Annotated in this window: 24 protein-coding genes; 1 reads left to right on the top strand and 23 read right to left on the bottom strand. The window is 68.4% G+C overall.

Annotated elements, in window-relative coordinates:
* Positions 1-9: 9 nt before the first annotated feature.
* The 13 genes from AC5Y7V_RS02960 to fadD5 all read right to left on the bottom strand — a co-directional run bounded on the left by AC5Y7V_RS02960 (position 10) and on the right by fadD5 (position 14,819).
* Positions 10-726, bottom strand: a complete 717-nt coding sequence (locus tag AC5Y7V_RS02960; protein WP_499878547.1) for an Mce protein — start codon at positions 724-726, stop codon at positions 10-12.
* Positions 693-1,247 carry an Rv1363c family protein gene (locus tag AC5Y7V_RS02955; protein ID WP_499878546.1) on the bottom strand — a complete coding sequence of 185 codons (555 nt, stop codon included), beginning with the start codon at positions 1,245-1,247 and terminating at the stop codon, positions 693-695. Before AC5Y7V_RS02955 ends, AC5Y7V_RS02960 begins: the two co-directional genes overlap by 34 nt.
* Positions 1,244-2,218 carry an RDD family protein gene (locus AC5Y7V_RS02950; protein WP_499878545.1) on the bottom strand — a complete coding sequence of 325 codons (975 nt, stop codon included), beginning with the start codon at positions 2,216-2,218 and terminating at the stop codon, positions 1,244-1,246. The genes AC5Y7V_RS02955 and AC5Y7V_RS02950 overlap by 4 nt, the downstream gene beginning before the upstream one ends.
* Positions 2,215-3,009: an Rv1363c family protein gene (locus AC5Y7V_RS02945; RefSeq protein WP_499878544.1), complete on the bottom strand. Its 795-nt coding sequence runs from the start codon at positions 3,007-3,009 to the stop codon at positions 2,215-2,217. Before AC5Y7V_RS02945 ends, AC5Y7V_RS02950 begins: the two co-directional genes overlap by 4 nt.
* A complete protein-coding gene (locus AC5Y7V_RS02940; protein ID WP_499878543.1) occupies positions 2,979-4,529 on the bottom strand; it encodes a virulence factor Mce family protein in 1,551 nt (516 codons plus the stop codon). The genes AC5Y7V_RS02945 and AC5Y7V_RS02940 overlap by 31 nt, the downstream gene beginning before the upstream one ends.
* Entirely contained in the window at positions 4,523-5,692 is a 1,170-nt protein-coding gene (locus AC5Y7V_RS02935; protein WP_499878542.1) for a virulence factor Mce family protein, read from the bottom strand. The genes AC5Y7V_RS02940 and AC5Y7V_RS02935 overlap by 7 nt, the downstream gene beginning before the upstream one ends.
* On the bottom strand, positions 5,689-7,299 hold the full coding sequence (locus AC5Y7V_RS02930; RefSeq protein ID WP_499878541.1) for a virulence factor Mce family protein: 1,611 nt from the start codon (positions 7,297-7,299) through the stop codon (positions 5,689-5,691). Before AC5Y7V_RS02930 ends, AC5Y7V_RS02935 begins: the two co-directional genes overlap by 4 nt.
* The gene (locus AC5Y7V_RS02925; protein ID WP_499878540.1) at positions 7,296-8,885 is read right to left on the bottom strand and encodes a virulence factor Mce family protein; all 1,590 of its coding nucleotides are present in this window, start codon (positions 8,883-8,885) and stop codon (positions 7,296-7,298) included. The genes AC5Y7V_RS02930 and AC5Y7V_RS02925 overlap by 4 nt, the downstream gene beginning before the upstream one ends.
* Complete coding sequence (locus AC5Y7V_RS02920) at positions 8,882-9,922, bottom strand: virulence factor Mce family protein (RefSeq protein WP_499878539.1); 1,041 nt, start codon at positions 9,920-9,922, stop codon at positions 8,882-8,884. The genes AC5Y7V_RS02925 and AC5Y7V_RS02920 overlap by 4 nt, the downstream gene beginning before the upstream one ends.
* Positions 9,919-11,250 carry an MCE family protein gene (locus AC5Y7V_RS02915; RefSeq protein ID WP_499878538.1) on the bottom strand — a complete coding sequence of 444 codons (1,332 nt, stop codon included), beginning with the start codon at positions 11,248-11,250 and terminating at the stop codon, positions 9,919-9,921. The genes AC5Y7V_RS02920 and AC5Y7V_RS02915 overlap by 4 nt, the downstream gene beginning before the upstream one ends.
* 2 nt (positions 11,251-11,252) lie before the next feature.
* The gene (locus AC5Y7V_RS02910; RefSeq protein ID WP_499878537.1) at positions 11,253-12,122 is read right to left on the bottom strand and encodes an MlaE family ABC transporter permease; all 870 of its coding nucleotides are present in this window, start codon (positions 12,120-12,122) and stop codon (positions 11,253-11,255) included.
* Between the two features lies 1 nt (position 12,123).
* Positions 12,124-12,930 (bottom strand): MlaE family ABC transporter permease, encoded by an 807-nt coding sequence (locus AC5Y7V_RS02905; protein ID WP_499878536.1) that lies wholly within the window; start codon positions 12,928-12,930, stop codon positions 12,124-12,126.
* A 248-nt stretch (positions 12,931-13,178) separates the two neighbouring features.
* Positions 13,179-14,819: a fatty-acid--CoA ligase FadD5 gene (gene fadD5 / locus AC5Y7V_RS02900; protein ID WP_499878535.1), complete on the bottom strand. Its 1,641-nt coding sequence runs from the start codon at positions 14,817-14,819 to the stop codon at positions 13,179-13,181.
* Positions 14,820-14,957: 138 nt separating this feature from the next.
* Between fadD5 and AC5Y7V_RS02895 the strand changes: the two genes are divergently transcribed.
* Positions 14,958-15,650 (top strand): GntR family transcriptional regulator, encoded by a 693-nt coding sequence (locus tag AC5Y7V_RS02895; RefSeq protein ID WP_499878534.1) that lies wholly within the window; start codon positions 14,958-14,960, stop codon positions 15,648-15,650.
* A 12-nt stretch (positions 15,651-15,662) separates the two neighbouring features.
* On the opposite strand, the gene AC5Y7V_RS02890 is transcribed toward AC5Y7V_RS02895, so the two are convergent.
* From AC5Y7V_RS02890 to AC5Y7V_RS02845, 10 genes are read right to left on the bottom strand one after another with little or no spacing between them, the layout of a single operon-like run.
* The gene (locus AC5Y7V_RS02890; RefSeq protein ID WP_499878533.1) at positions 15,663-16,100 is read right to left on the bottom strand and encodes an SRPBCC family protein; all 438 of its coding nucleotides are present in this window, start codon (positions 16,098-16,100) and stop codon (positions 15,663-15,665) included.
* A gap of 29 nt (positions 16,101-16,129) precedes the next feature.
* Positions 16,130-16,582: an acyl-CoA thioesterase gene (locus tag AC5Y7V_RS02885; protein ID WP_499878532.1), complete on the bottom strand. Its 453-nt coding sequence runs from the start codon at positions 16,580-16,582 to the stop codon at positions 16,130-16,132.
* 3 nt (positions 16,583-16,585) lie between these two features.
* A complete protein-coding gene (locus AC5Y7V_RS02880; RefSeq protein ID WP_499878531.1) occupies positions 16,586-17,893 on the bottom strand; it encodes a hydroxyacid-oxoacid transhydrogenase in 1,308 nt (435 codons plus the stop codon).
* A 7-nt stretch (positions 17,894-17,900) separates the two neighbouring features.
* Positions 17,901-19,094 (bottom strand): enolase C-terminal domain-like protein, encoded by a 1,194-nt coding sequence (locus AC5Y7V_RS02875; protein ID WP_499878530.1) that lies wholly within the window; start codon positions 19,092-19,094, stop codon positions 17,901-17,903.
* Between the two features lie 30 nt (positions 19,095-19,124).
* A complete protein-coding gene (locus AC5Y7V_RS02870) occupies positions 19,125-20,072 on the bottom strand; it encodes an alpha/beta hydrolase (protein ID WP_499878529.1) in 948 nt (315 codons plus the stop codon).
* A complete protein-coding gene (locus AC5Y7V_RS02865; RefSeq protein WP_499878528.1) occupies positions 20,069-21,544 on the bottom strand; it encodes a flavin-containing monooxygenase in 1,476 nt (491 codons plus the stop codon). Before AC5Y7V_RS02865 ends, AC5Y7V_RS02870 begins: the two co-directional genes overlap by 4 nt.
* Positions 21,526-22,254 carry an SDR family NAD(P)-dependent oxidoreductase gene (locus AC5Y7V_RS02860; protein ID WP_499878527.1) on the bottom strand — a complete coding sequence of 243 codons (729 nt, stop codon included), beginning with the start codon at positions 22,252-22,254 and terminating at the stop codon, positions 21,526-21,528. The genes AC5Y7V_RS02865 and AC5Y7V_RS02860 overlap by 19 nt, the downstream gene beginning before the upstream one ends.
* On the bottom strand, positions 22,251-22,643 hold the full coding sequence (locus AC5Y7V_RS02855) for a nuclear transport factor 2 family protein (RefSeq protein WP_499878526.1): 393 nt from the start codon (positions 22,641-22,643) through the stop codon (positions 22,251-22,253). The genes AC5Y7V_RS02860 and AC5Y7V_RS02855 overlap by 4 nt, the downstream gene beginning before the upstream one ends.
* Positions 22,640-23,377: an HpcH/HpaI aldolase family protein gene (locus AC5Y7V_RS02850; protein ID WP_499878525.1), complete on the bottom strand. Its 738-nt coding sequence runs from the start codon at positions 23,375-23,377 to the stop codon at positions 22,640-22,642. The genes AC5Y7V_RS02855 and AC5Y7V_RS02850 overlap by 4 nt, the downstream gene beginning before the upstream one ends.
* Positions 23,374-24,342 carry a zinc-binding dehydrogenase gene (locus AC5Y7V_RS02845; protein ID WP_499878524.1) on the bottom strand — a complete coding sequence of 323 codons (969 nt, stop codon included), beginning with the start codon at positions 24,340-24,342 and terminating at the stop codon, positions 23,374-23,376. Before AC5Y7V_RS02845 ends, AC5Y7V_RS02850 begins: the two co-directional genes overlap by 4 nt.

The raw sequence follows: 24,342 nt of genomic DNA, 5'->3' as shown, positions 1-24,342 counted from the left end.
GGATCCGCGCTATACGTGCGGCGTCAGGTCCAGCGAGGTGATGGTCGTCATCCTCGTCACCAGCCAGTGGCCGCCTGCGCGCTTCATGAACAACCGGTAGGACAAGTACTTCAGCGACGGGATGTTCTTGGTCAGCGGGCTGGTGGACGTGGTGTTGGTGTACACGATGACGACGGCGTTCGGGTCGTCCAGCGACTCGACCGCCGCGCCGGTCACCTCGGTGGTGTTGGTCACCTTGGCCTGCTTGTTCGGCCCCACGATCGCGTCGACGAACTTGCGGTACTGGGCCTCGAAGTCGCCGCTGAGGTAGACCGCCGCGCGATCGGCGAGGCCGTCCATGTTCTCCGGGGTATAGGTCCACAGCGCGGTGATCGCGTTGGCCGCGGTGCGCGCCACCTTCAATTTCGTTGCGGCCGCGGCGCGGTCGGTCAGGTACGGCTGCACCGCCGCACCCGCGAACGCGGCGGAGCCGACGAACAGCGCGGCGGCCACCACGACGGCGATGGCCAGCCGCTTGCCGGCCAGGATCTTGCGTCGGGGGCGCTTTGTTTTGGCTTCCGTCGCGCCGTCACCGGCGGATTCGGTTGTGGCATCGGCGGTTTCGTCGCCCTCGACCGCTTCGGCGGTGTCGGCGGCTTCGGCCGCTTCGACGTCCCCGTCCGTGGCATCTTCCGTCGTTGCCACGTCGGCGGTCAGATCACCTGTATCAGGTTGCTGATCTTCCACTGATTCCCTTCCTGCGTGACGGTTGCCATCCAACGGTTGGTGTTGTCGAATACCTGCTTTTCATCCGGCGACTTGGAGGTCACGTCGGTGGCCACCATCACGGTGGCGGTGCCGTCGTCGTTCCACCGCTCCAGGCCCGCGCCGAGGACGGCGCCGGTCGCGGGCTCGGCGCGGGCCACCTGAAGCAGGATCTCGTTCGCCTTTTCGTGGTACTGCTTGGCGAAATCACCGGTGGCTTGGGCCATTACCCGCGTCACGTAGTCGTTGGCGTGAAAGGGGTCGATGGAGGTGAACTGCACCATGAATCCCGACACATAGCTGAGCACCTCGCGCTCCTTGGCGGCAGCGCGCACGCGTGACTGATGCGCGATCAGCATCAGGGTGCACGCCGCGATCGCCGCGACCATCAGCACCGCGGCGACCGCGCCGGCCGCCGGCTGCCACCAGGGCCGCCCTGGCGGCACCGGACGCGCGATCAGCAGCGATTCCTCGCCGGGCTCAAACCTGCGGCGGGGGCTCATTTTCCGTTCCCGGGCGGTTTCGGCCTGGTCAGTACGGTGAGGTCGTCGACGCGCCAATGTTGGTCCGCGCCTTTGGCGAATTCCACCCGAACGGTTGCGCTGATCGGGCGTTCGTCGGGCCCCACGCCCCTCCTGCCCTGCAGGAATAGCAGCATCGTCGCGCGGTCCGGCGTGGCGGATTGGACCGACCCGTCGGACGACCAGTACTCGTTGATGACGGGATTGCCCTTCTGGACCACGTCCTGCTGCGCCGCCAGCTGACCCCGGTACTTGTCGGTCGCCAGCGACCGGGCTCGAGCGAAGTCGTCGCGCAACGACTTCGGGTCGTACGTCAACATCTGCGCCACGATCTTGGGCCCCTGCGTTGCGATCTCGGCCCTGGTTTGATCGCTCGCCCGGTCGCGGGAGTACACCACCAGGTAACTCACGGCGGCGCCGCTGACACACAACAGCGCCGCGGTCAGGACCGCCACCGCGGTCCAGCGCCGCAAGTCGGGCAGCTCCTCATCGGATTCGACCCGACGCACCTCGGTGCCCAGCAACATGTCGGCGAAGGTGCGGCGGCGCGAATCCCACAGCGGCCAAAGCCATCCCACCACCGACACCGTGTCAAGCAGGTGCGCCAGCTCGCGCAGCAGCAATCCCCACGGCCCGATGGCCGCGCCGTCACGGCGCACCACCTCGACTCCGAACAGCCCGCGTCCCAGGCTCCAGCCCATGACGGTCGGCAGCAGCAACCGGTTGACCAACATCAGCAGGATGGCCAGCCCGGCGACCGAGACGCAGACCCACCACCAAACCGGATGCTGATCCACGGTCCAGGCCACCAATGCCGCGGTCACCGCCACGGCGATGCACGGTAGGGCGTCGACGGCGACCGCGGCCGCACGAACGTGCCAGGGGGCCAAGGCATCCCGCGGTGACTCCGGTAGGGCCGCGGTGGTCGGGGTCTTTTCGACCACCACCGTCACTTCGTCACCTGGTCGAGCTTGGATATCCGGTACTGCCCCTCGGCGAAGGCCATCTTCACCCGCAGGCGGTACCCGGTTTCCTTTTGCGACTGATCGCTGGCCACCTTGACGCGCATCGCGACGAGCACGTCGATCGAACCGTCGTCGTTGTTGCGCTCCACCGCGGCCCGCACGTCGGCGACCTGAACGTGGATGTTCGCGGCCTGATAGGCCTGCACGATCATGTTGGTGTACAGCAGCGCCTGGGAGCGGAACGCGTCGGTGCCGCACTCGATGATCTTCTGCTCACTCTGGGCCATGGCGGTGGTGTCGGGCGCCTGGGTCGCCGACACACAATCCACCGCCGCCTTGAGCGCGGCGGCGTCGTTGCGCGCGATGACCTGGCTCTCGTGGTGATAGCGCAGCGCGAAGTAGCCACCGGCCCCGACGCCGGCGGCGAGCAGCACGAGCGCGGCGGCGATGCCGGACAGCCACCCGCGGCCAAGGCGCGAGGGACGGCGCTCGGCGTCCGGGGCGACGGCCTCGGTTTCGGCTTCCGTTTCAGCGACGGCCTCGGCCTCGGGCTCTGCCTCGGGTTCGGGCTCAGACTCGGGTGCCGCGGGGCCGGTCGCCTCGGCTTCGGCTTCGGTTTCGGGCGATTCCTCGTCCGTCAGCTGCGTGGTGGTCTCGTCGTCAGCAGCCGCCGGCTCCTGATGGCTCTTCGGACTCGATCTCTGGGAGGGCCTGCGCAGTCGACGAAACCTCGGCATGGGTTGGGGGTTCAGCCGGCCGGCGCCAGCATCTCCTTCCATCCGTCGTCTCCTGTTTTGGTCGAGTTCTCGACGGAGTATTTCACCCCATCGGGCCCCACCAGCTCACCGCTCTGCGGACTGTACATGGCAACGGGGGGCCCGCTCGGAGTGTAGACACACGGGTTGGGCTGCTGGCCGTTGCACTGCACCGTGCCGTTGCCCGGCCGCGACAATGGGTCGCTGGTCGGCGGCGGCGTGCCCGCGACCCGGTCCGAGGGCGCCGGGTTCAGGCCGGTGTCGACCGTCGGCGCCGGGATCACCATGCCCGGCCGCACCGATTGATCGCAGCGCGCCGCGGGCGCCGGGCAGGTCAGGATCTGGTTCGGGTCGCCGTACCAGGGGTTGGTACCCGCCGGGACGTAGGGCCTGGGGTCGCGGCACTCCCGCGGCGTCGCCGCCCGCTTGCCGGGGACGTCGGTACACGGGATGTTGCGCGATCCGCGCACGCTGTTGGCCGGTTGGTCCATCGGGATCTTGCAGTACGTGCCCGACGGCAAAGGCACCAGGTTGGTGTCCGCCGGGGATCGCCACTCCGACGCCGGGAGGAAACCGGTCAGGCACGGCGGCGGCTGGTTGATCGACGGCGCGATGTCGAGTGCGGCCTGGTTCGGGAACGGCGCGGCGACCGTTTCCGCGATCGAGGCACCCTGCGGCAAGAACACCAGCACCTGCTCCACGCCGGTGTGGTAGCGCTTGAGCAGGTCGAACACGACCTCGAGGTTGGCCAGCGTCTGCGGCAACGAGTCGCGGACGTCGCTGAACACCTCATTGACCTGATCGGCGGTCGGCGCCGCCTGGCGCAGCACGCTGCGCACATGACTGTCCTCGCGCGCGGCCTGCGCGGACAGGTCGTTCAGGTTGCGCGCCCAGCGCTCGATCGCGGCATTGGAATTGACCTGGCTGTCCAGGATCGGCCCGGAGTTCTGGATGATGTCGTTGACGTTGGTGATGTTCGTCTTGAAGTCACCGACGATCGCCTGCGTGGAGTCCACCAACCGCTGCAGGGCGGGCCCCAACCCGCCGACGGATTGCGCCGTCTCGTCGAGCAGCTGGCCGATCTTGTCCTTGGGCAGCACGGCGAGGCCCCGGTTGGCGGTGTCCAGCGCCGGCCCGATCTCGGCCGGAACCGTGCCCTTGGTGATCGTCTGGCCCTCGGCGAAGTCCTTGCCCGGGTTGCCGGTCGACTCCAGGTCGAGATACTGCTCACCGACCGCCGACACCGAGTGCACATTGGCGACCGCGTCGACCGGGATCTTGTAGCGGCTGTCGATGCTCATCGTCGCCTTGGCGCCCGATTCGGTCGGCTCGACGTCGGTGACCTTGCCGATGGTGATGCCGCGATAGGTCACGTTGGCCGTGGGATACAGCCCGCCCGACGCGGGCAGGTCCGCCTTGAGCGTGTACCTCCCGATGCCCACCAGGCTCGGGAGCTGCAGGTAGTAGATACCCAGCACCAGGATCGAGACCACCGTCAGGATCCCGAAGGCGATCAGCTGGCGCCTGATGAAGGGGGTCAGCATTGCTTGTCCGCCCTCTCCACCAGCGGTCCGCCGGGCGCGTTGTTGGGGTTCGGCGTGTAGCGGACATCGGGGATCATCGTCTCCGGGTCGCGCCCGTACGACTGCTCGAGCGCCCGCAACGCACCCGACAATCCGGTACCGGTGAGGAACGCGTTGTCGATCGAGCTGTAGGTCACGTCGAGTGTCAGCGACACGTTCTGGTAGTCGCCGCGCATCAACTTCGGAATGGTGTCGATGTTGTAGGGCTGCGTGAGGATCAACTTCAGCGCGCCGATCAGGTACGGCGAGGCTCGGCCGAGCTCTCTCAGCGGGCATTGCAGGTACTGCAGGTCCTGGTGCAGGGGCCCGCGCGCCTCCGACAGGTACTGGTCGGCGGCCTGGCTGAGCCGTCCAACCGAGTCGACGGCGTTGATCAGCAACTGCTTGGTGTCGGCGAAATGCTTGATCAGCGGCGGGATGTCGGTCAACGCCCGATCCAGCACGTCCGCCCGGCCACCGACGTACATCAACAGCCGGTTGGTGGAGTCGATGGCGTGGGTGATGTCATCGCGCTGCTGGTTGACCTGGGTGACGAAGGTGTCCAGCTTGCCCAGGAAGGCCCGGATCTGGTTCCCCCGCCCGTTGAAGATGTTGAAGACCTCGTTCTGCAGCACCTCCAGGTTCGGGATGCCGCCACCGCGCAGGATCAGCGACAGGCTGGCCAGCGTCTGCTCGGTGGTGGGAAACGCCGTCGAATTCTTCAGCGGAATGGTGTCGCCGTCCTTGAGCAGTTCCGGCGACGGGTTGGGCGGGGCGGCCAGTTCCACGTGCTGTGAACCCAGCAGCGAAGTCTGGCCGATTTTGGCGGTGGCGTTCTTCGGCAGCTTGACGTTCTTGTCGATGCCGAGCGTCAGGGTGGCCACCCAGTTCTTGAGGTTGATGGACCTGATCGAGCCGACGAACACGTCGGCGACCATCACCTTGCTATTGCCGTTGATCGCCAGCGTGTCCGGCATCTGCACGTAGACCGTGTAGGACCCGCTGCCGCTGCCCGGCCCGCCGGGGATCTCCACGTTGGAGATCCCGCGCCAGCCGCACGAGCTCAGTACCAGCGCGGCCACCAGGAATACCAGCGCCTGCCAGGCCCGATGGCGAATCAGGCGGATCACCCGCGTCGCAGTCACTGGCCACCCCCGAAGTTAGCCGGAACCGGCGGCCCGCCCGCGTTGGGCGCCGGCGCGTCCACCGGCGCGGGCGTCGGGGCGACCGGTCCCGGGGCCACGTCCGGCCCCGGCGGTGGCGGCTGGATCGGCACTGGGGCATTCAGACCGATCGGCGGCAGGATCGGGTTTTGGTCGTAGGCGTTCGGCGGCCCCGGCGGGGTCTGCAGGTTCGATTGCACCGGCTCGATGTTGGGGCCGCCCATCAGCTCGGCCAACGAATCGGGCGTCATCAGGCCCGCCGTGATCGGCCCCACCTGCTGCCCCTGCATGCCCGGCGCGACGATCCAGCCGTGCTGGGTGTTGCGGTGCGACAACGGCCCATCCGGCACCCAGATCCCCGGGACGGTGGTGTCCTTGTAGCCCGGCGGCGGCTGCAGCCGCGGCTCGGAGTAGGCGACGTCCTTGGGCAGCGTCTCGGCGGTGTTGCCCGTGTTCAAGCCGAAGGGCAGGTAGTTGAACTTGATCGCGTCGAGGATCGGCGACAGGTATTGCGCGCAGAGTTCGGCGGACTCCTGGTATCCCAGCCGGCTGCCGGCCTGAATCGAGCTGCAGATGAACTGCATCGGGTTGGCGAAGGTGATGGCCGGGATGGCGACAACAGAACCGTGCGTCGGGTGGTAGATCTGGTTGATGTTCGCCGCGGCCGTCGGCAGCACGTGCAGCGCGGTTTCTATCCCGTTGAGCGAATCGGGTTGCAGCAGCGCGTTCGTCGCGGTCGCCAGGTTGTTGACGTCGTGGGTCAGCACCTCACGGTTCTGGTCGAGCCAGGGCCGCACGGTCTTGAGCAGGCTGTCGAACTGCTGTACCGCATCGGCCAGCGCGCCGTCGGAGCTCGCGAGCCGGCCGGTGACGTCCGCCAGGTTCTGGTTCAGCGCGACGAACTGCTGATCGTCGGCGTGCAGCGCGTTGACGAACAGCGCCAGGCTGCGCACCACCGCGAAGAAGTCGCCGCGCCCCTCATTGAGCGCGGTCAGCGCCTGCGACAGGCTGTTCAGCGTGTTGTTGATCTGCTTGCCCTTGCCGGCCAGCCCGTTCGCGTAGGACTCGATGACCTCACCGAACGGGCCCTTCGGCTGCTCTTGCGTGGGACCGAGCTTGGAGATGATGTTGGTGATGCTGTTGCGCAGGGTGTCCCACTCCACCGGCACCTGGGTGCGGTCCTCGGGGATCACCGCGTTGTCGGCGAGCACCGGACCGCCCTTGTAGGGCGGCTCCAGCTGGATCGCGCGCGAGGCGACCAGCGTGGGGTTGAGGATCACCGCCGACGCACTGGCCGGCACCTTGTACTTGTTCTCGTAGTGGAAGGTGACCTTCATCTTGTCGCCGGCCGGCTCGATCTTGTCGATCGCACCCACCCGCAGCCCCATGATCTGCACCTTGTCGCCCGGGTAGAGCGCGTTCGCGGCCGGGAAGTAGGCGACGACGGTGTTGTTGGTCAGCTTCTCGTAGAGCCGCCATCCGGCGTACCCGAGCACCAGGGCCAGCACGATCACCAGCGAGCCGATGATCACCGTCGTCCGGGAGAGCCTCGGCAGCCGGATGTTGCGGACATCAAAGATGGTGCTCAATTCTGGCTACCTCCAGTGATGCCGCTACCTCCCGTGCCGCCGGGGTTGATGAACGGCGCCGGCAGCTGGTTGCCCGGCCCGGGCGGCGCCGGCGGACCCGGCGGCAGGCCCGGCGCGAACGTCGACGGGGGCGGCGTCGGGCCGGCCGGTCCCAGGTTCTCGGTGCGCGCGCCCGGCGGCGCTTGCGTCGGCAGCGGCACCGGCGTGCCCGGAACGTTCGGGGGCGGGTCACCCGGCCGGCCCGCGATGTTGATGCCCGGGGTGGGCGGCAGACCGTCGGGGTTCGGCGGCGACGTCGCGACGTCGACGGGGGCGGGGAAACCGGGGCCGCCGAACGGGCCGACGCTCGCGCCCGCGCAGGGCAGCGGATTCCACGGCCGCGGCAGTCCCTCGTCGCCGACGGTGACGTTGCCACCCGGATTGGCCGGCGTGTACGAGCACGGCGACCCCGGCGGCACGGCCGGCCCGGGATGATCCGGCGTGCCCTCCAGCACCGGCGGCGCCGGCGGCGGCGCGCCGTTGGGCAACCGGGTGCCGTTCGGGTCGGGCCACCGGAATTCCGGCAGGCCCGCGCTGCGCCAGAAGTTCTCCGGGTCGATTCCGCGCTTCTTGAAGGCCGCGTCCACCCATGGCTGGAGAATCTGCGGCAGCGCCAGGTTGTGCAGGACCACTTTGAAGTACGGTCCCGACGCGATGGCCTCGTTCAACGACGGGAGGAACTTGCCGACCTCGGTGAAACCGGTGGCGAGATCGTCCTTGCGCTCGACCAGGATGTCGCTGACCGTGCGCAGCTGTTCGAGCACGTGGTTCAGGTTGGGGTTGTCGTTGATGAAGCCCTTGATCTGTTCGGAGAAGGCCGAGATGTTGCTCAGCAGCGCGTTGATGGCCTGGCCGCGCTCGTTGAAGGCGGCCAGCAACACCTTCGCGTTGACCAGCAGCCGGTCGATCTGGTCGCTGCGGTCACCGAGGATGCCGGCCACCTGATTGGCCTGCGCGAGAAGGTGTTTGACCTCCTCGTCGCGCTTGCCGATCGTGTCGGAGAACCTGGCCACGCCGTCGAGCGCGGAGCTCAGGTGCGGGTAGGTCTGATCGATCGTCTCCGAGAGCACATGAAGTGACTGCTTGACCGTGTCGATGTCCCAACCCTGGGCGGCCTTGGTCACGTCGAAGAACGCGTCGTAGATCTGATATGGCGTGGTGCTCTGGCCGATCGGCAACGCGTCTCCGGGCCGCAGCCGGTGGTTGCCCCGGTTCTCGATCTCGAGGACCTTCTTGCCGAGGATGGTGTCGGTCTTGATGGCCAGCCGGCTCTCGGTGCCGATGCTTGCGGTGCCGATGTTGAACTTGACCAGGATGTGGTCGGCGTCGATCTTGAGGCTTTCCACCTTCCCGACGTCGAGGCCGGCGATGCGCACCTTGTCGCCGGTGCTCAGGCCGCCGGTGTCGGTGAACTGACCGTAGTAGTGGGGCTTGGCCATCAGCATGGGCACGCTCGTGAAGCTTTGACCGACGCCGATGACCAGGAGCGTCACGATGATGCCCATCAGGCCGATGCGCATCCGGTTGGGGGGTTCCAGGGTTCTCATTGGGGCGTGCACCTACCCGTCGGCTGCGAGAAGAGCCGGACCGTGCGGACTGGGCCACCGCTCTGCAGCCCATTGAGCTTGAGGCTGATGTCGCACGCGTAGAAGTTGACGAAGTCGCCGTAGGAACCGATGGTGCGCCCGATCATGTTCAACGCCGTCGGGACCCGGTGGATGAAGTCGTTCAGCTGCTCACGCTGATCGATGAGCGGCTGCTGGACGGCGTCGAGGTAGTTGATGGTGCTGTGCAGCAGCCCGCGGTCCTCGGCCAGCAGGTCGGCGACCGTGCCCGCGGCGTTGCTGATGTGCGCGGTCCCGCCGGCCAGCTGGTCGGAGTGGCCCTTCAGCCCGGTGATCAGCACCTCCAGGTTGTTGACGGTCTGATCGAATTGCTGGCGATGCCGAACCGTGGTGTCCAGCACGATGTTGAGGTTCTTGATCACCTCGCCGATCGCCTGGTCGCGCTCGCCGAGCTGATTGGTCAGCTGCGCGGTCTGATCCAGGATGTCGTTGATGGTGCCGCCCTGCCCCTGAAACACGGTGACCAGCGCGGTGGCGATGGTGTTGACCTTCTGCGGGTCCAGTGCCCGGAACAGCGGCTTGAATCCACCGATGAGCGCGTCGAGGTCAAGCGCCGGCGTGGTCCGCGAAGCGGGGATGAAGCCGCCCGGCGGCAGCACCTTGTCGGCGCCCTCGCCCTCGCCGCGTTTGAGCTCGAGGTACCGGTTGCCGATCAGGTCGAGGTAGCGGATCTGGGCGGTGGTCGACTGATACAGCGGGATCGAGCGGTCGACGTTGAAGTTCACCCGGGCCCGCCGGCCGCCATCGACCAGCTCGACCGAGTCGACCTTGCCGATCTCCACCCCCGAGGCCCGGACGAATTGGCCCTGCCGCAGCCCGCTGACGTTGGTGAATTCGGCCGAGTACCCGGTGGTGCGGTCGAAGCGCATCTGGCCGAACACCACGACGATCATCACAGTGAACAGCAGCAGCACCAGCGAGAAGATGCCGAGTCGCACGAGGGTACCGGTGATTTTCATGGGTTGATCGTGTTATCCCCTACCTGACGGCCCCACACGTATTCGATCGCGTAGGGCGAACCGACTTCGAGGTGGTTGTACGGGGCGAGGCTGTTGCCGGTATCCATCACCAGCTCGGGGGCGGGCCACAGGTCGTGGGTGATGTGCTGCCAGCAACCCGGCGCGCCCCCCGGTCCGCCGCGAGCGTTCACCCGCGGCAGGTTTTCCGGATAGATGTAGGGATTGGGCGCCCCGCCGGCCAGCCCGGCCAGCGCGGCCAGGTTTCCGACTCCCATCGTGGCCACCCCGAGCACAAGGGTGGTCGCCAACGAGGTGGGGTTCAGCGTAAGCCCCAACCCCGATAGCAGCTTGGCTTCGTCATTCAGCGAATAGCCGTTGCCGCCGCCGGTGAATGAAGCGACCTTGGGTGCGACGTCGTGATAGTTGCGGAGGGTGCAGAAGATCTCGGGACTGTAGGTGTCCAGCAGCTGGGCCGACGGCACCAGGTCGGCGGCGCCGCGCGCCAGGTACGGCCCGCCCTTCTCGAAGATGTCGGCGCCGGTGTTGCCGAAGCCGGCCGCCGACAACAACGCCTGGTCCAGGTCTTTCTGCTGCGCGTTGATCGTGCGCGAGGTGACGACCGCGTTGTTGAGGAAGTCGATGAGATCCGGCGCGGCGTTCGCGTAGGTGTCGCCCAGAGCCGCCAGCGCCTGGATGTCGTGACGAACCTGGGGCTGCTGCGGGTTTACGTCGTCGAGGACCGCGTTGGCGTTGACGATCGACTGCCCGAACCGGTCGCCGAGCCCGGCCAGCGATTGGGCCGCGGCGCTCAGCGTCAGGTTCAGCTTCACCGGGTCGACCTGCTGCGCGATCTCGGTGATGGTCTGGAACAGCGTGTTGATCTCCGTCGTCACCGACCTGGCGTCGATCACGGTCTGCGGTGAGATGCGTTGCGCCGACGGGTTTTTCGGTGTCGTCAGCGACACGTACTTACCGCCGAACACCGTGGTGGCCTTGATGTCGGCAGTGACGTTGGCCGGGATCAGGTTCAGGTATCTCGGGTACACGTCGAGGCTGAACTTGGCCGCCGGCTTGCCGTCCTTGACGATCTCGGAGATCTTGGCCACCCGGCCGATCTCCACTCCGTTGTAGGTGACCTTGGAGCCGGGATCCATGACCAGGCCGGCCCGGTTGGCCACCATCGTCAGGTGTTCCTTTTTGGTGAAGTCCCCCCGGAACTGCCCGTACACCAAGACAAGTGCCACGGCCGCGGCGACGATCAGCGCGATCCCGGCCAGCTTGTACGGCGGGTTGCGGGGCGCGTTGATCTTTCCGGCGGGTGACGTCATGGCTACACCGTTAACGCGAAGTTGGGGTTGACGCCGTAGAGCGCCAACGCGGCGGCCAGAACCACAACCTGCACCGACACCAGCGAGAAGCGCATCGACCGGCCGACGGCCTCGCCGACGCCCACGGGCCCGCCGCCGGCGTTGTAGCCGTAGAAGCAGTGGGTGATCATCACGACGGCCGTGATGAGGATGGCCTCCACGAACGACCAGAACACGTCGTCGGGGCGCAGGAACGTCCGGAAGTAGTGCTCGTAGGTGCCCTGCGACTGCCCGTACAGCACCGTCGTGGTGATCTGCGGGGACAGGAACGACATGATCATCGCCAGCGCGTAGAGCGGGATGATCACCACCAGCCCGGCCATGATCCGCGTGGTCGCCAGGAACGAGATCGACTTGATGCCCATCACCTCGAGGGCGTCGATCTCCTCGCTGATGCGCATGGCGCCCAGCTCCGCGGTGGCGCCCGCGCCGACGGTGGCGGCCATCGAGATGCCGGTGACGACGGGCGCGGCGATGCGCACGTTGATCAGCGCGGCGAAGAAGCCGGTGAACGCCTCGACGCCGATGTTGCCCAGCGAGGCGAACCCCTGGATGGCGACGAGCGAGCTACCGGACAGGGTCACGAAGCCGACGATCGCGACGGTGCCGCCCACGACGGCCATCGCGCCGGTGCCCATGCCGATCTGGGCGATGAGTCGCAGCGTCTCCTTGCGGTAGTTGCGCAGCGCGTGCGGGATGTGCCCAAGGGCCACCGCGCCGAACCAGGCCATCTGCCCGGCGTCGTCGAGGCCGCGGCCCAGCGCGCCGCCGTAGCGGCTGAGATTCTCGACGAACCGGGGATGGACGCCCCGCGTCACGGTCCCGATCGACATGTCAGCGCCCCGTTCCGAATCGCACACCGATGGTCGTCAGCACCACGTTGACCGCGTACAGCGCGACCACGCAGAGCACCACGGTTTCGTTGACGGCGGTGCCCAGGCCCTTGGAGCCGCCGCGCACGGTAAGGCCGCGGAAGCAGCCGACCAGGCCGGCGATGAGCCCGAACATCGCGGCCTTGACCGTCGCGATGACCACCTCGGGCAGGCCGGTGATGGTGGTCAAAGTGGCGAGATAGGCCCCGCCCGACACGTTCTGCAGGTACACCCCGAACAGGTAGCCGCCCACCAGGCCCACGGTGATCACCAGGCCGTTGAGCAGCGTGGCGACCAGGGTCGCGGCGATCACCCGGGGCACCACCAGCCGGTGGATCGGGTCGATGCCGAGCACCTCCATCGCGTCGATCTCCTCGCGGATGGTGCGGGCACCGAGGTCCGCGCAGATGGCGGTGGACCCGGCGCCGGCCACCACGAGCACCGTGGTCAGCGGGCCGAGCTGGGTGACCGCGCCGATGGCGGCGCCGGCTCCGGACAGGTCCGCGGCGCCGAACTGGGCGAGCAGCACGTTGAGGGTGAAGATCAGCAGCACGGTCAGCGGGATCGAGACAAAGATGGTGGGCAGGAACGCCACCCGCATGATGAACCAGCACTGCAGGACGAATTCGCGCCATTGGAAGGGCCAGCGCAACAGCGCCTTACCGGTGAGAACGCACATCCGGAAGAACCCACCGATGAGCGTCAGCGGCGTCTCCAACTGGTCGCGCAGGTAGCCGACCAGGTGTGGACGATCCGTCGTCGAAGTCACCGGTTCCCCCTCACCTCGACATCGTGTGCCCCGGGGGTCCGCAGCGAAACGAGTCGCACGCGTCGCCCCCTCTCCGTCCCGCGGTCGGGGGAACCCCCACCCCTCCCCGACCATGTGTCTGTGACCATCGGCTCCCTACCCGCAAGTAGTAACGGAGACCACAGGAATGTACCCGATGGCCGTGAGCGTGTGAACTGCATCCGCACAATTAACCCTTCGTCAACAGCGGGCAAACGTTACAGTTTCCGTCAACCTTCCCCTTGAGTGGTCAAATCCATTGCCGCGGAACCGCTTTCAGTTTTATTGACGGCCCCGTAGCGAACCCGTAGCTCGGTCTTGAGCACCTTCCCGGCCGGATTGCGGGGCAGTGCCTCGACGATCTCGAGCGCCTTCGGATGCTTGTACCGCGCGAGCCGCTCGGCGAGGAACTCGAGCAGGTCCTCCAGCCGCAACTCCTCGCCGGCGACCGCCGCGACCGCGATCGGCACCTCGCCCCACTTCTCGTGGACCCGGCCGATGACGGCGACCTCGACGATCTGGGGATGGCCGGCCAGAACGTTCTCGACCTCGGCGCAGTAGATGTTCTCGCCGCCGGAGATGATCATGTCCTTCTTGCGGTCGACCACCCAGACGTAGCCGTCCTCGTCCATCCGGACCAGGTCCCCGGAATGGAACCAGCCACCGGCGAAGGCCTCCGCGGTGGCCTGGGGGTTGTTCCAGTAGCCGCTCATCAACGTCGGTGCGCGGTAGACGATCTCGCCCACCTCGCCGACGGGGACGTCGTTCATGTTTTCGTCGACGACGCGCGCGGCGACCGTCGGGATCACCTTGCCCACCGAGCCGCGCTTCCGGATCGCGTCGTCGCCCAGCAGCATGCAGGTGACCGGCGACATCTCGGTCTGGCCGAAGGCGGCGAGGATCTGGGTGCCGGGGAAGGTTTCGGACATCTCCCGCAGCAACGCGTCCGTCGCCGGGGCGGCCCCCCATGACATCACCCGCAACCTCAGATCGCGGGGCCGCGCCTGCTGTTCGGCGCACACCGCCTGCCACTGCGCCGGAACCAGAAAGAGGCCGGTGACCTTCTCCGCCGCCAGCACGTCGAGCAGCTGGCCGGGGTCGAAGGCGCCCAGCGGGTAGATCACGGTCGGGATGCCGAGCAACATCGACGTCAGCATGTTCCCGATGCCGGCGATGTGAAAGAACGGGACACCGACGAAACCGACGTCGTTATTAATGTCGGCGCCCATGGTGTACAGCCCGGTCATCGTCTGGCCGGTCAGGTTGGCGTGGGTCAGCACCGCGCCCTTGGGCCGCCCGGTGGTGCCCGAGGTGTACATGATCAGCGCCGGCGAATCGTTCGGGATGTCCGGGATGTCCCGGCCATCGCCGGGCTCGTTGATGAGGTCTTCGTAGCCGAACACGCCTTCGTCGGTCGCGGCTCCGGCGACGACGATGGTGTCCAGCATCGGCTGGATGTCGCGCACCCCGGTGGCCACCGGGGCGAGCACCGCTTCGGTGATCAGCACCCGCGCCTCGCAGTCCTCGACCAGGAAGACGATCTCGGCCGAGGTGAGCCGGAAGTTGAGCGGGACCGCGATGGCGCCCAGCGCGTTGACGGCCAGCACCGCCTCGACGAACTCGGTGCGGTTGAGCATCAGGATCATGACCCGATCGCCGAAGCCGACGCCCCGGCGACTCAACGCGTCAGCCAGCGCCGTGACCCGGCTGTGCAGGCCCTCCCAGGTGACCGTGTTGCCCAGGAACCGCAGCGCCGTCGCGGCGGGTTGCATCATCGCGTGCCGCTCGAGTTGGTTGACCCAGTTCTGCCGCCGGGCCAGGTACGGCTGCTCGGTGGCTTGGGCCAGCTGGCTGGCCAATTGCGCGGTCAACTGTTGTCTCCCCTTCACCTCGCGCACCGCTTGCGTCGGGTTGATATTTGATAAAACATGGTGTTGTGTGGGTCACATTATGGCTTTAGTGCCGCAAAGACAAGACCCGCCAATTCGGCGAAACCCCTGGCAGCTCGCGTGAACGCACCGATATCGACGCAGCCGAGGACCCGCCGGCCACTGCGCCGGGCGCAGTTGTCCGACGAGGTCGCGGGTCACCTGCGGGCGGCCATCATGTCGGGGGCGCTGCGGCCGGGAACGTTCATCCGCCTCGACGAGACCGCCGCCGAACTCGGGGTCAGCGTCACGCCGGTGCGCGAGGCCCTGCTGAAGCTGCGCGGTGAGGGCATGGTGCAGCTGGAGCCGCACCGCGGCCACGTCGTGCTGCCGCTGAGCCGGCAGGACATCCAGGACATCTTCTGGCTGCAGGCGACGATCGCCAAGGAGCTGGCCGCCGCCGCCACCGACAACGTCACCGACGACGAGATCGACGAGCTGGACCGCATCAACAACGCGCTCGAGACGGCCGTCGGATCCAGCGAGCCGTCGACCATCGCCGGCATCGAGCACGCGTTTCACCGCGTCTTCAACCAGGCCGCCGGCCGGATCAAATTGGCGTGGTTCCTGCTGAACGCCGCGCGCTACATGCCGGCCGAGGTGTACGCGGCGGACCCCGAATGGGGCGCGGCCACCGTCGCCCACCACCGGGAGCTGATCGCGGCGCTGCGCCGGCGCGACGCGCACGCCGTGGTCGAGCACACGGTCTGGCAGTTCACCGACGCGGCGGCCCGGCTGACCGTGATGCTGAACCGGGCCGGCGTCTTCGACTGAACCGCGCCCCGCTCAGCCGGCCAGCTGCTCGGCGCGCTGCTTGAGGTTTTCGGCGAGATGATCGAGCACGTTGCCGGCCAGCGACTTCACCATCGGCGCGGGAATCGGCATCGACGTCTCGACGTCCATGTCCACCGTCAGCAGGCTCGACATGCCGGTGTCCACCGCACTGAACAGCTGCTCCTGCTTGGTGAACAGGTCGCCCTGCTGCAGGACCGTCTGGATCTGGTTCTCCCCCGGGTAATAGATCGCCTGGATGAAGGTGGCCTGCATGCCTTGGTAATCGGCGTCGAGCCGCACCTGGCTGGGCCGCCCGTCGTCGTAGCGGGCGAGCACCCACAGGCCCTTGATCTCCTGGTTCCATTCTGGGTAGCGCTCGAAATCGGCGACGATGCCCATGATCGACGCGGCGTTGGCGCTGACCTCGACGGTCTTGCTCAAAACTGGCATGGCGCAAGCATATCGGGCGACCGGCCGCGCTATTGATCCACGCGGGCCGTCGACAGCAGCGCGCGGATGGCGTCGGGGATCGGCACCGGTTTGCGGCTGGTCCGGTCGACGTAGACGTGCACCCAGTGGCCCAGCGCGGTGATCGGCTGCGGTCCTTCGCCCAACCGGAACACGCCGAGCCGGTAGGTGACGCTGCTGCGGCCGAGGCGCGTCACGGCGAGGCCCACCGTGAGGCCCTCCGGGAAATGCAACTCGGAGAAGTAGCGGCAGCCCGACTCGGCGACGATACCCAGCGCGGGCGTGGCGAGCGGGTCGATCCCGACGCTGGTGTTGATCCAGGCGTTGATCGCGGTGTCGAACAGCTGGTAATAGACCGCGTTGTTGAGGTGGCCGAACATGTCGTTGTCGGCCCACCGGGTTCCCACCGGCCACAGCACGGGGAAGTCGGCGCTGGTCAGGTCGTCCGAAGGCGTTGAACTCATGGTCTACCAGTACCGCATGGCCTGCCGAAACAGGTCCGCCAGAACCGGTTTGGTCATCTCTCGCGGGGCGTTCTGCAACAGGCGCTGCTGGGGGTAGGCGCCCTCGGTCAGGGCCGCCGCGTCGTCGTCGGTGTAGCCCACGCCGCCCAGGCCGTTCGGCATGCCCACCGCCCGCATAATCCGGATGAGCTCGCCGGCGAGCACCTCGCCCGCGTCCTCGATGCCGGCGCCCCGCGTGTCGGCGCCGAGCAGCCGCGCCCCCTCCAGGTGCCGCTCCGGATTCGCCGCCGCGGTGAAGCGGAACGACGACGGCGCGTTGAGGATGACGGCCATGCCGTGCGGCACCAGCGGCTCGTCGGCCGGGTAGCCCCCGGGCCGAAAGTCGCGCACCAGCCCCGCCACCGCGTAGGCCATGCCGTGCGGCGCGTGCACGCCCGCGTTGCCGAACGCGATGCCCGCAAGCGTTGCGGCCCACATCATTTGCTCGCGGGCCTCGCGGTCGGAGGCGTCGTTGGTCGCGCGCTCCAGGAACTGCCCCAGCAGGCGCAGCGCCTCGCGGCAGCCCAGGTCGCTCCACGGATTGGCGCCCTGGCTCATCGGCCGCTGGCTCGGTCGCTCGGGCGCGCGCCGCCGCAGGTAGGGCCGCGCCGTGTAGGACTCCAGCGCGTGGGACAGCACGTCGAGGCCCGCCGAGGCGACCACCTCGGGCGGCAGGCTGGCGGTGCAGTCGGGGTCGACGAGGGCCTCGGTGGGGCGCAGCGCGTGCGAAGCGATGCCCGTCTTGGCCTTCAGCGACACCAGGTCGAAGATCGCGATGCCGGTCACCTCGCTGCCGGTGCCCGCCGTGGTGGGGCAGGCGATGTGCGGCCTGAGTGGGCCGGGCACTGCTTTGCCCTCGCCGATCGGGGCGTTGACGTAGGCGAGGAAGTCGGCGGGATGGGTGGCGTACAGGTTCGCGGCCTTGCAGGTGTCGAGCACGGAGCCGCCACCCAGCGACACGTAGCCGTCGGCGTCGCACTCCTGCGCGAAGCGCGCCGCGTCCCGAAACGACGCGTCGGTGGGCTCGACGTGGACGTCGGTGTAGGCGACGACGTCGACGCCGGCGGCGACGAGCGAGTCGCGCGTTTTCGCGAAGACCGGCAGCGCGGCGACGACCGTGTCGGTGAACAACGCCACCCGCCGCAGCCCGAGAGCGCGCGCCCGATCGCCCACCTCCGCGAGGCAGCCGCGCCCGAAGGTCACCCGTGACGCGTCGACGGTGAAGGCCCCGTCGCAGTCCTCCGCGGGAATCGGGACATCGCAGCACGCCATCCCGTCATTATCTCGGATGCAGCGGCGCGACCGGTTCAGCCGTCGAGTCGGGGAGCCGGTGGCTTTCGATGTAGTCCCACCGAATTTGGTAGCCGAGCCCGGGGCCCGCCGGCAGGTCGACGAATCCGTCCGGGCCGAGTGGATCGCAGGCTGCCTCGAGGTAGGGCGGGGCGGCGTCGTAGCGGGCGCCGGGCCCGAGCAGGCCGCGCTCGTAGTATTCGCAGACGTCTTCGCTCGTGGCGCCGAGGACCGCCAGGTTGCCGAAGCCGCTCATGTGCAACTCGCAGCGCATGCCGACGGCCTCGCACATCCCGGCCAGCTTCATGACGCCGGTGATGCCGCCGCGCAGCACGTCGATGCGGCTGATGTCGGACGCGTTGCGCAGGATCCAGTCCGCCCGGGTATAGATGCCGCCCTCCGCGATCTCGGGTGAGCAGATGGGGATGTCGAGCGCGCCGGCCAGCTTGGCGTAGGACTCGACCCGGTACTCGGGCATCGGATGCTCATACCAGTAGAAGCCCAGCCGTTCGAGCTCCCGGCCGACGCGCAGCGCGTCGTCGTAGGTGTGATAGGTCCCCCACGGGTCGAACATCAACACCATCTCGTCGCCCACGGCCGCGCGAACCTCGCGGCACACCCGGATGTCCCAGTCCACGTACGACGGCCGGGGCAGCGCGAACTCCCCCGTCGCCGGGTTCCAGTAGTGGTAGGGGTGGATCTTGTAGGCGCGGTAGCCCTGGCGGCGGCATTCCGCGGCGTGAGCGGCGTACTGCTCGGGCGAACCCAGGTTGTTGAAGCTGCTCGCATAGGCCTTGACCCGGTCGCGGGCGCCGCCGAGCAGCTTGCGCACCGGCAGCCCGGCCACCCGGCCCGCCAGATCCCACAGGGCCAGATCGATGACACTGCAGACGTTTTCGGGAAGCTTGGCGGCCCATAGCTGACGCCAGATTTCCGCCCGGTCGAACGGGTCCTGGCCGGCGAGCAGGGGACTCAGGAATTGGGCGATCAGCGCCTGGTCCCCGGGCAGCAGGCCATCCTGATCCCCGTGGAAATGACCGCCGAAGTAGTAGCCCTCGGCCCCCTCGTCGGTGAGCACCTTGGTCACCGTCTGGATCACCCGGTAGTCGGTGGTCAACTGGCCGAACGAGATTCGGTCGACGACCGCCTCGAACGGGATGACCTGAAGGCCGACGATCTTCATGGCAGCACATTGTTCCGGCGGATCGGTCGGTCAAGTAGAGCCGAAGGTCCTCGCCAGGGCGTGGCCCTGCAGGGCGAACAACCGCTCGGAGTCCGACCAGTCCGGCAGCAGCGAATCGAACCCGTGGCAGGCCCGGGGAAACACGTGCAGCTCGGCGGAGACCCCGGCGCGCAGCAGCGCCACCGCGTAGTCGACCGCTTCGTCGCGAAACGGGTCGATCTCCGCACAGGTGATCAAAGCCGTTGGCAGACCGCCCAATTGGACTCGCCGGGCCGGCACAGAGCCCGGGAGTCTCGCGTGGGGACCCAGGTAGTGGCGCCACATCAGCTCCGCCGCCTCGCCGTCGAAGGCCGGGCTGGTGCCGAACTCAGCCTTGGACGCGGTTTCCCGGTCGTCCAGCACCGGCTGGTGCAGCAGCTGGAACGCGACCGCGGGCAGCGACCCGTCGGCGGCGCCGTGCGCCAGGCACGCCGCCAGGGCGGCGCCGGCGCTGCTGCCCCCGACGGCCAGGCGCGCCGGGTCGACGCCCAGCTCGCCCGCGGCGGCCGTCACCCAGCGCAGCACCGCGATCGCGTCGTCGAGCGCGGCCGGGTAGGGGTGCTCCGGCGCCAGCCGGTAGTCGACCGACACCACCGTGCAGCGGCCGCGGCTCGCCAGCTCGACGCACTGCCGGTGATCGGTGTCCAGGTTGCCCAGCGCGAAACCACCGGCGTGGCAGTAGATCATCGCCGGCGCCGGATTCTCCTCGCCGCCACGGTAGATGCGCACCGGCACGCCACCGGATTCGGTCGCCACCGTGTCGTCGACGATCCGGACGCCCCGCGGGTCGGTGCGTGCGGCGGCGTCCCGGCGGCGCTGGTTGAACGGTTCGCGAATGAGCCCGATCGACTCCTCCGAAAAGTCGGTTCGCGTGGTCGCGACGGCCTGCAGCGCGGGATCGAGCCGAGTGAAGCCGTCCAACTCGGCGGGTTCGGTCATCCGGCCGGGGCCTGGAAGGTGAAGTCGGCGGGCCTGAATCTGCGCGTCATTCCCCAGAAGCTACGCGCGCTGCGCGGCCACTGCGTCACCACTCGCCCGTTGGGGGCGCGGAAGTAGTTGCTGCACTGGGTGGTCCACACCGTGCCGACCATCCACCGGTCGACCTTGGCGACGAACTCCGCCAGCGCGGCGGGCCGCACGGCGACGTACGTCTTGCCCCGGCGCCGCATGTGTTTGAGCGCCCGCACGATGTAGCGGGCCTGGGCCTCGAGCATGAAGATCACGCTGTTCGAGCCGACGTTCGTGTTCGGCCCGTACAGCATGAAGAAGTTCGGGAATCCCGGAACGGCCATGCCGAAATACGCGTGGGCCCCGTCGCGCCACACCTCCCGCAGCGTCGTCCCGCCCTCGCCGGACACGTCCAGCTCGGCCAGGTAATCGGCCGCGGCGTAGCCCGTCGCGCACACCACGACGTCGACGTCACGTTCGGTGCCGTCCTCGGTGACCAGGCTGCGCGCGCGCAGGCAGCGCGCTGGGCTGTCCAGCACCTCGACGTTGGGGCGGACCAACGCGGGCAGGTAGTCCGAGGAGAACACCAGCCGCTTGCAGCCCATCGGATGGTCCGGGGTCAGCTTGCGGCGCAATTCCTCGTCGGCGACCGTCTTTTCGAGCATGCCCAGCGCGACCGTCTTGAACTCCTCGGTTTTTTCGCTGCCGTGCTCGATCACCGAGATGTTGGATTCGCTGCGCAGCCACAGCCGCGTGCGGTACAGCTTCTTGGCGAACGGTATGTGCGCGAAAAGCCAGCGTTCCCGCTCGGTGTAGGGCCGGTCGGGCTTGGGCAGGATCCAGGTCGGTGACCGCTGCACCGAATACACCTTCTTGGCAACCTTCGCCAGCTCCGGCACCAGTTGGGAGGCGGTCGATCCGGTGCCCAGCACGGCGACCCGGGTTCCCTCGAGCGAGACCGAATGGTCCCACCGCGCGGTGTGCATCAGCGTGCCGGTGAACGGCTCCTCTTCCACCAGGTCCGGGAGCAGGGGGCGGGTGAACAGTCCCACCGCGGACACCACGACGTCGAAGTGGTGCGTCTGGCCGGTCGCCGTCGTCAGGCACCACCGCCCGGCGTCTTCCTCCCAACGCGCCGAGACGATTTCGGTGCGCAACCTCAGGTGCGGGCGCAGGCCGTACTTGTCGGCGCACCGCTGGAAGTACTCCAGGATCTCGGGTTGCGCGGGCCACAGCCGCGACCAGCCCGAGTTCAGGTCGAACGAGTACGAGTAGAGGTGCGACTTGACGTCACACGCCAGCCCCGGATAGGTGTTGATCAGCCAGGTGCCGCCGACGTCGTCCTCGCGGTCGAAGATGGTGAAGTCGTGGAAGCCGGCCTGGGCCAACAGGATTCCCAGCGCCATGCCCCCGGGCCCGGCACCGATGATGCCGACCGACAGGCTCATCGGATCTGCAGGCATTGCCCACCGTCGACCACCAGTTCGGCGCCGGTGATGAACGACGCCTCCTCGGAGACCAGAAACGCCACCGCGTCGGCGATTTCGGCCGGTTGACCGATCCGCCCGAACGCCGACGACGCGGCCAGCCGCAGCTGGGTGGCGTCGTCGAGCATCGGGGTGGCGATCGGTCCGGGAAACACCGCGTTGACCCGGATCCCGAACGGGGCCAGCTCGGCGGCGGCGTTCTGGGTCAGCCCGCGCAGCGCCCACTTGGACGAACCGTAGGCACTGTGTCGCGGGAAAGGCCGGATCGCCCCGGTACTGCAGATGTTGACGACCGCGGCGTTGCCGGCGGCGCGCAGCTGCGGCAGCGCCGCCTGGATGCCGAGGAAGGCGCCGAAACAGTTGACCCGCCAGGCGCTTTCGAAGCCCTCGGGCGTCTCGTCGGCCAGCGAGGCGCGGTGCAGCGCGCCGGCGTTGTTGACCAGCGCGGTCAGGGAGCCAAAACGCTGCACGACCGTGTCAACGGCCGCCTCCCACTGCGCCTGCGAGGCGACGTCGAGCGGGATCCCGATGATCCCGTCATCGCCCAATTCGTCGACTGCAGCGGCCAGTTCGTCGGCGCGCCGGTCGCACGCGGCCACCGCATGGCCGCCCGCGCGCAGCCGCTTGGCCATGGCCCAGCCCTGCCCGCCGGCGGCGCCGGTCACGAGTGCGACGCGTTGACTCACGATGACGCCACCTCGGGACTGTCGGACAGGCCGCGGCTGGTGACGAACTGGCACCGCCGGCGCGAAAAGCGCCAGCGGCCGTCCACGCGAACCAGCTCGTCGTCGTAGAGGGCCGGCCGCAGGTGCAAGTCACCCGCTCGGACGAACAGCACCTGCGACCGGGCAGTGGCAGTGTTTTCGTGAATCTCGATGTGCGAGACACCGGTCAGATGCAGCCCGCGCGGCGCGTCCTGAAACATTTTGCGGATCGCGTCATGCCCGTCGAAAGACTTTCCATAGACCAGGAATTGGGCATCCGCGGTGAAGAGTTGCACGCACTCATCCCCATTGCCGACGTCCAGCGCCAGCGCGTAGGCGGCAATGAGTTCGCGTATTGCGGTCTCCGTCACTGTTCGCGAGCCTCGCGTAGGTGTTCGGCCGCTCCGCGCCGCAGGGCCTGCGACTCGGCGGCCAGGGTGATCATCCGGATGCCCAGCCCCGCCATGGCGCGGCCCGTCTTGCCGTCCCCCGCGTGGATGCCGGTGATCAGGCCCGCGTGGCTGGCGGCGCGCTGGATCCGGCCGACCGCGTCGAGCACCTCCGGATGTTTGGTCGCGCCAACGACTTCCACGCCCAGCGAGAGGGCCAGGTCGGCGGGCCCGATGTACAGGCCGGCCAGGCCGTCGACGGCGCAGATCTCGTCGAGGCCCGACAGCGCCGCCGCGGTCTCGATCATCGCGAAGACGCTCACCCGGGATTCCAGCGCGGCGGTGTCATGGCCCAGGCTGGCGCGTAGCGGGCCGAAGCTGCGGACGCCCGCCGGCGGGTAGCGGGTGGCGGCCACCGCGGCGGCGGCCTGGTCGGCGGACTCGATCATCGCGATGATCACGGCGTCGGCGCCGGCGTCGGCCACCCGCCCTATCGGCGCGGCGTCGGCGTTCGGCAGCCGCACCGCCGTGGCGATCGGCACGTGCTCGAGGCGCCGCAGGATGCCGGCGATGTCGGCGTCGTCGATGTAGCCGTGCTGGGCGTCGAAACCGACGTAGTCGTAACCGGCCCGGGCGAATTCCTCGGGGCCCAGCAGCGTGGGTCCCGTGATCCAGCCGCCCCAGATGGGGGTGCGGTCGCCGCCGAAGACGCTCATTCGGCGATCGCGATCTTGATGCGCTCGGGCGCGGGCCGGCAGGCCAGCTCGAACGCGCCCTGCACGTCGTCCACGCCGAAGGTGTGGGTGAGATAGGCGCCGAGCAGCTCGGGATGCTCGTCGGCGAACTTGGCGGCGACGTCCAAAACCCGCCTCCGGTCGAGCGTCACACCGGATTTCAGCGTCAGGTTGTTGCGCAGCATCAGGCGCATGCTGATCGGGTAGGCCTCGTCGTCGGCCACGCCGAAATAGAAGACGGTGCCGCCGGGGGCGGTGGCCTCGATGGCGTGCCCCAGGGTGGCCACCTGGTGGCCGACGGCCTCGATGACGACGTCGGCCCGGTCGGCGGGGGCCAGTTGGCTCACCCAGCGGTCGCTGGTGGCGCGCACCGGGTCGTCGACACCGAATGCCGTTGCGTGGCTGGCGCGGTCGACCGGATCGATCCCGGTGACGCGCCGGGCGCCCGCGGCCTTGGCGACGTAGGAGAACAGCAGGCCGATCGAGCCCTGCCCGATGATCGCGACGTGCCGGCCGGTCAGGTCGGGCAGCTGTTCGCAGGCGTAGAGGACGCACGCCAGCGGTTGCAGGCCGATCGCCTCCGCCGGGCTCAGTGCCGGGTCGTACGGCGCCAGCATGTTGCCGTCGCTGATCACGCGTTCCATCAGGCCGTCGAACCCGGATGCCCAGCCCACCACGCGATCGCCGGCCCGGTGATCGGGGTGGCGGCTGGCGATCACCTCGCCGGCCACCTCGTGGATCGGGAACCCGTCCTTTTCGGCGGCGCTGCACCCGTCGTCACCGGGTAGCCGGCCCCTGGTGCCGCGGAAGGCCGGCAGGTCGCTACCGCAGACGCCGGCAGCCGAAAACCGCAGCAGGACTTGGCCGTCGGCCAGCTGCTCGGGCGTCTTGTCGGGGATCGTCGTTCGCTCGAACTGGTATGGGGCGATGATCCGGTAGGACCACAC

It is taken from the genome of Mycobacterium sp. NGS34, from assembly GCF_059812845.1.
The sequence above is the reverse complement of the archived record's forward strand: the minus strand, read 5'-3'. Positions and strand labels throughout refer to the sequence as shown.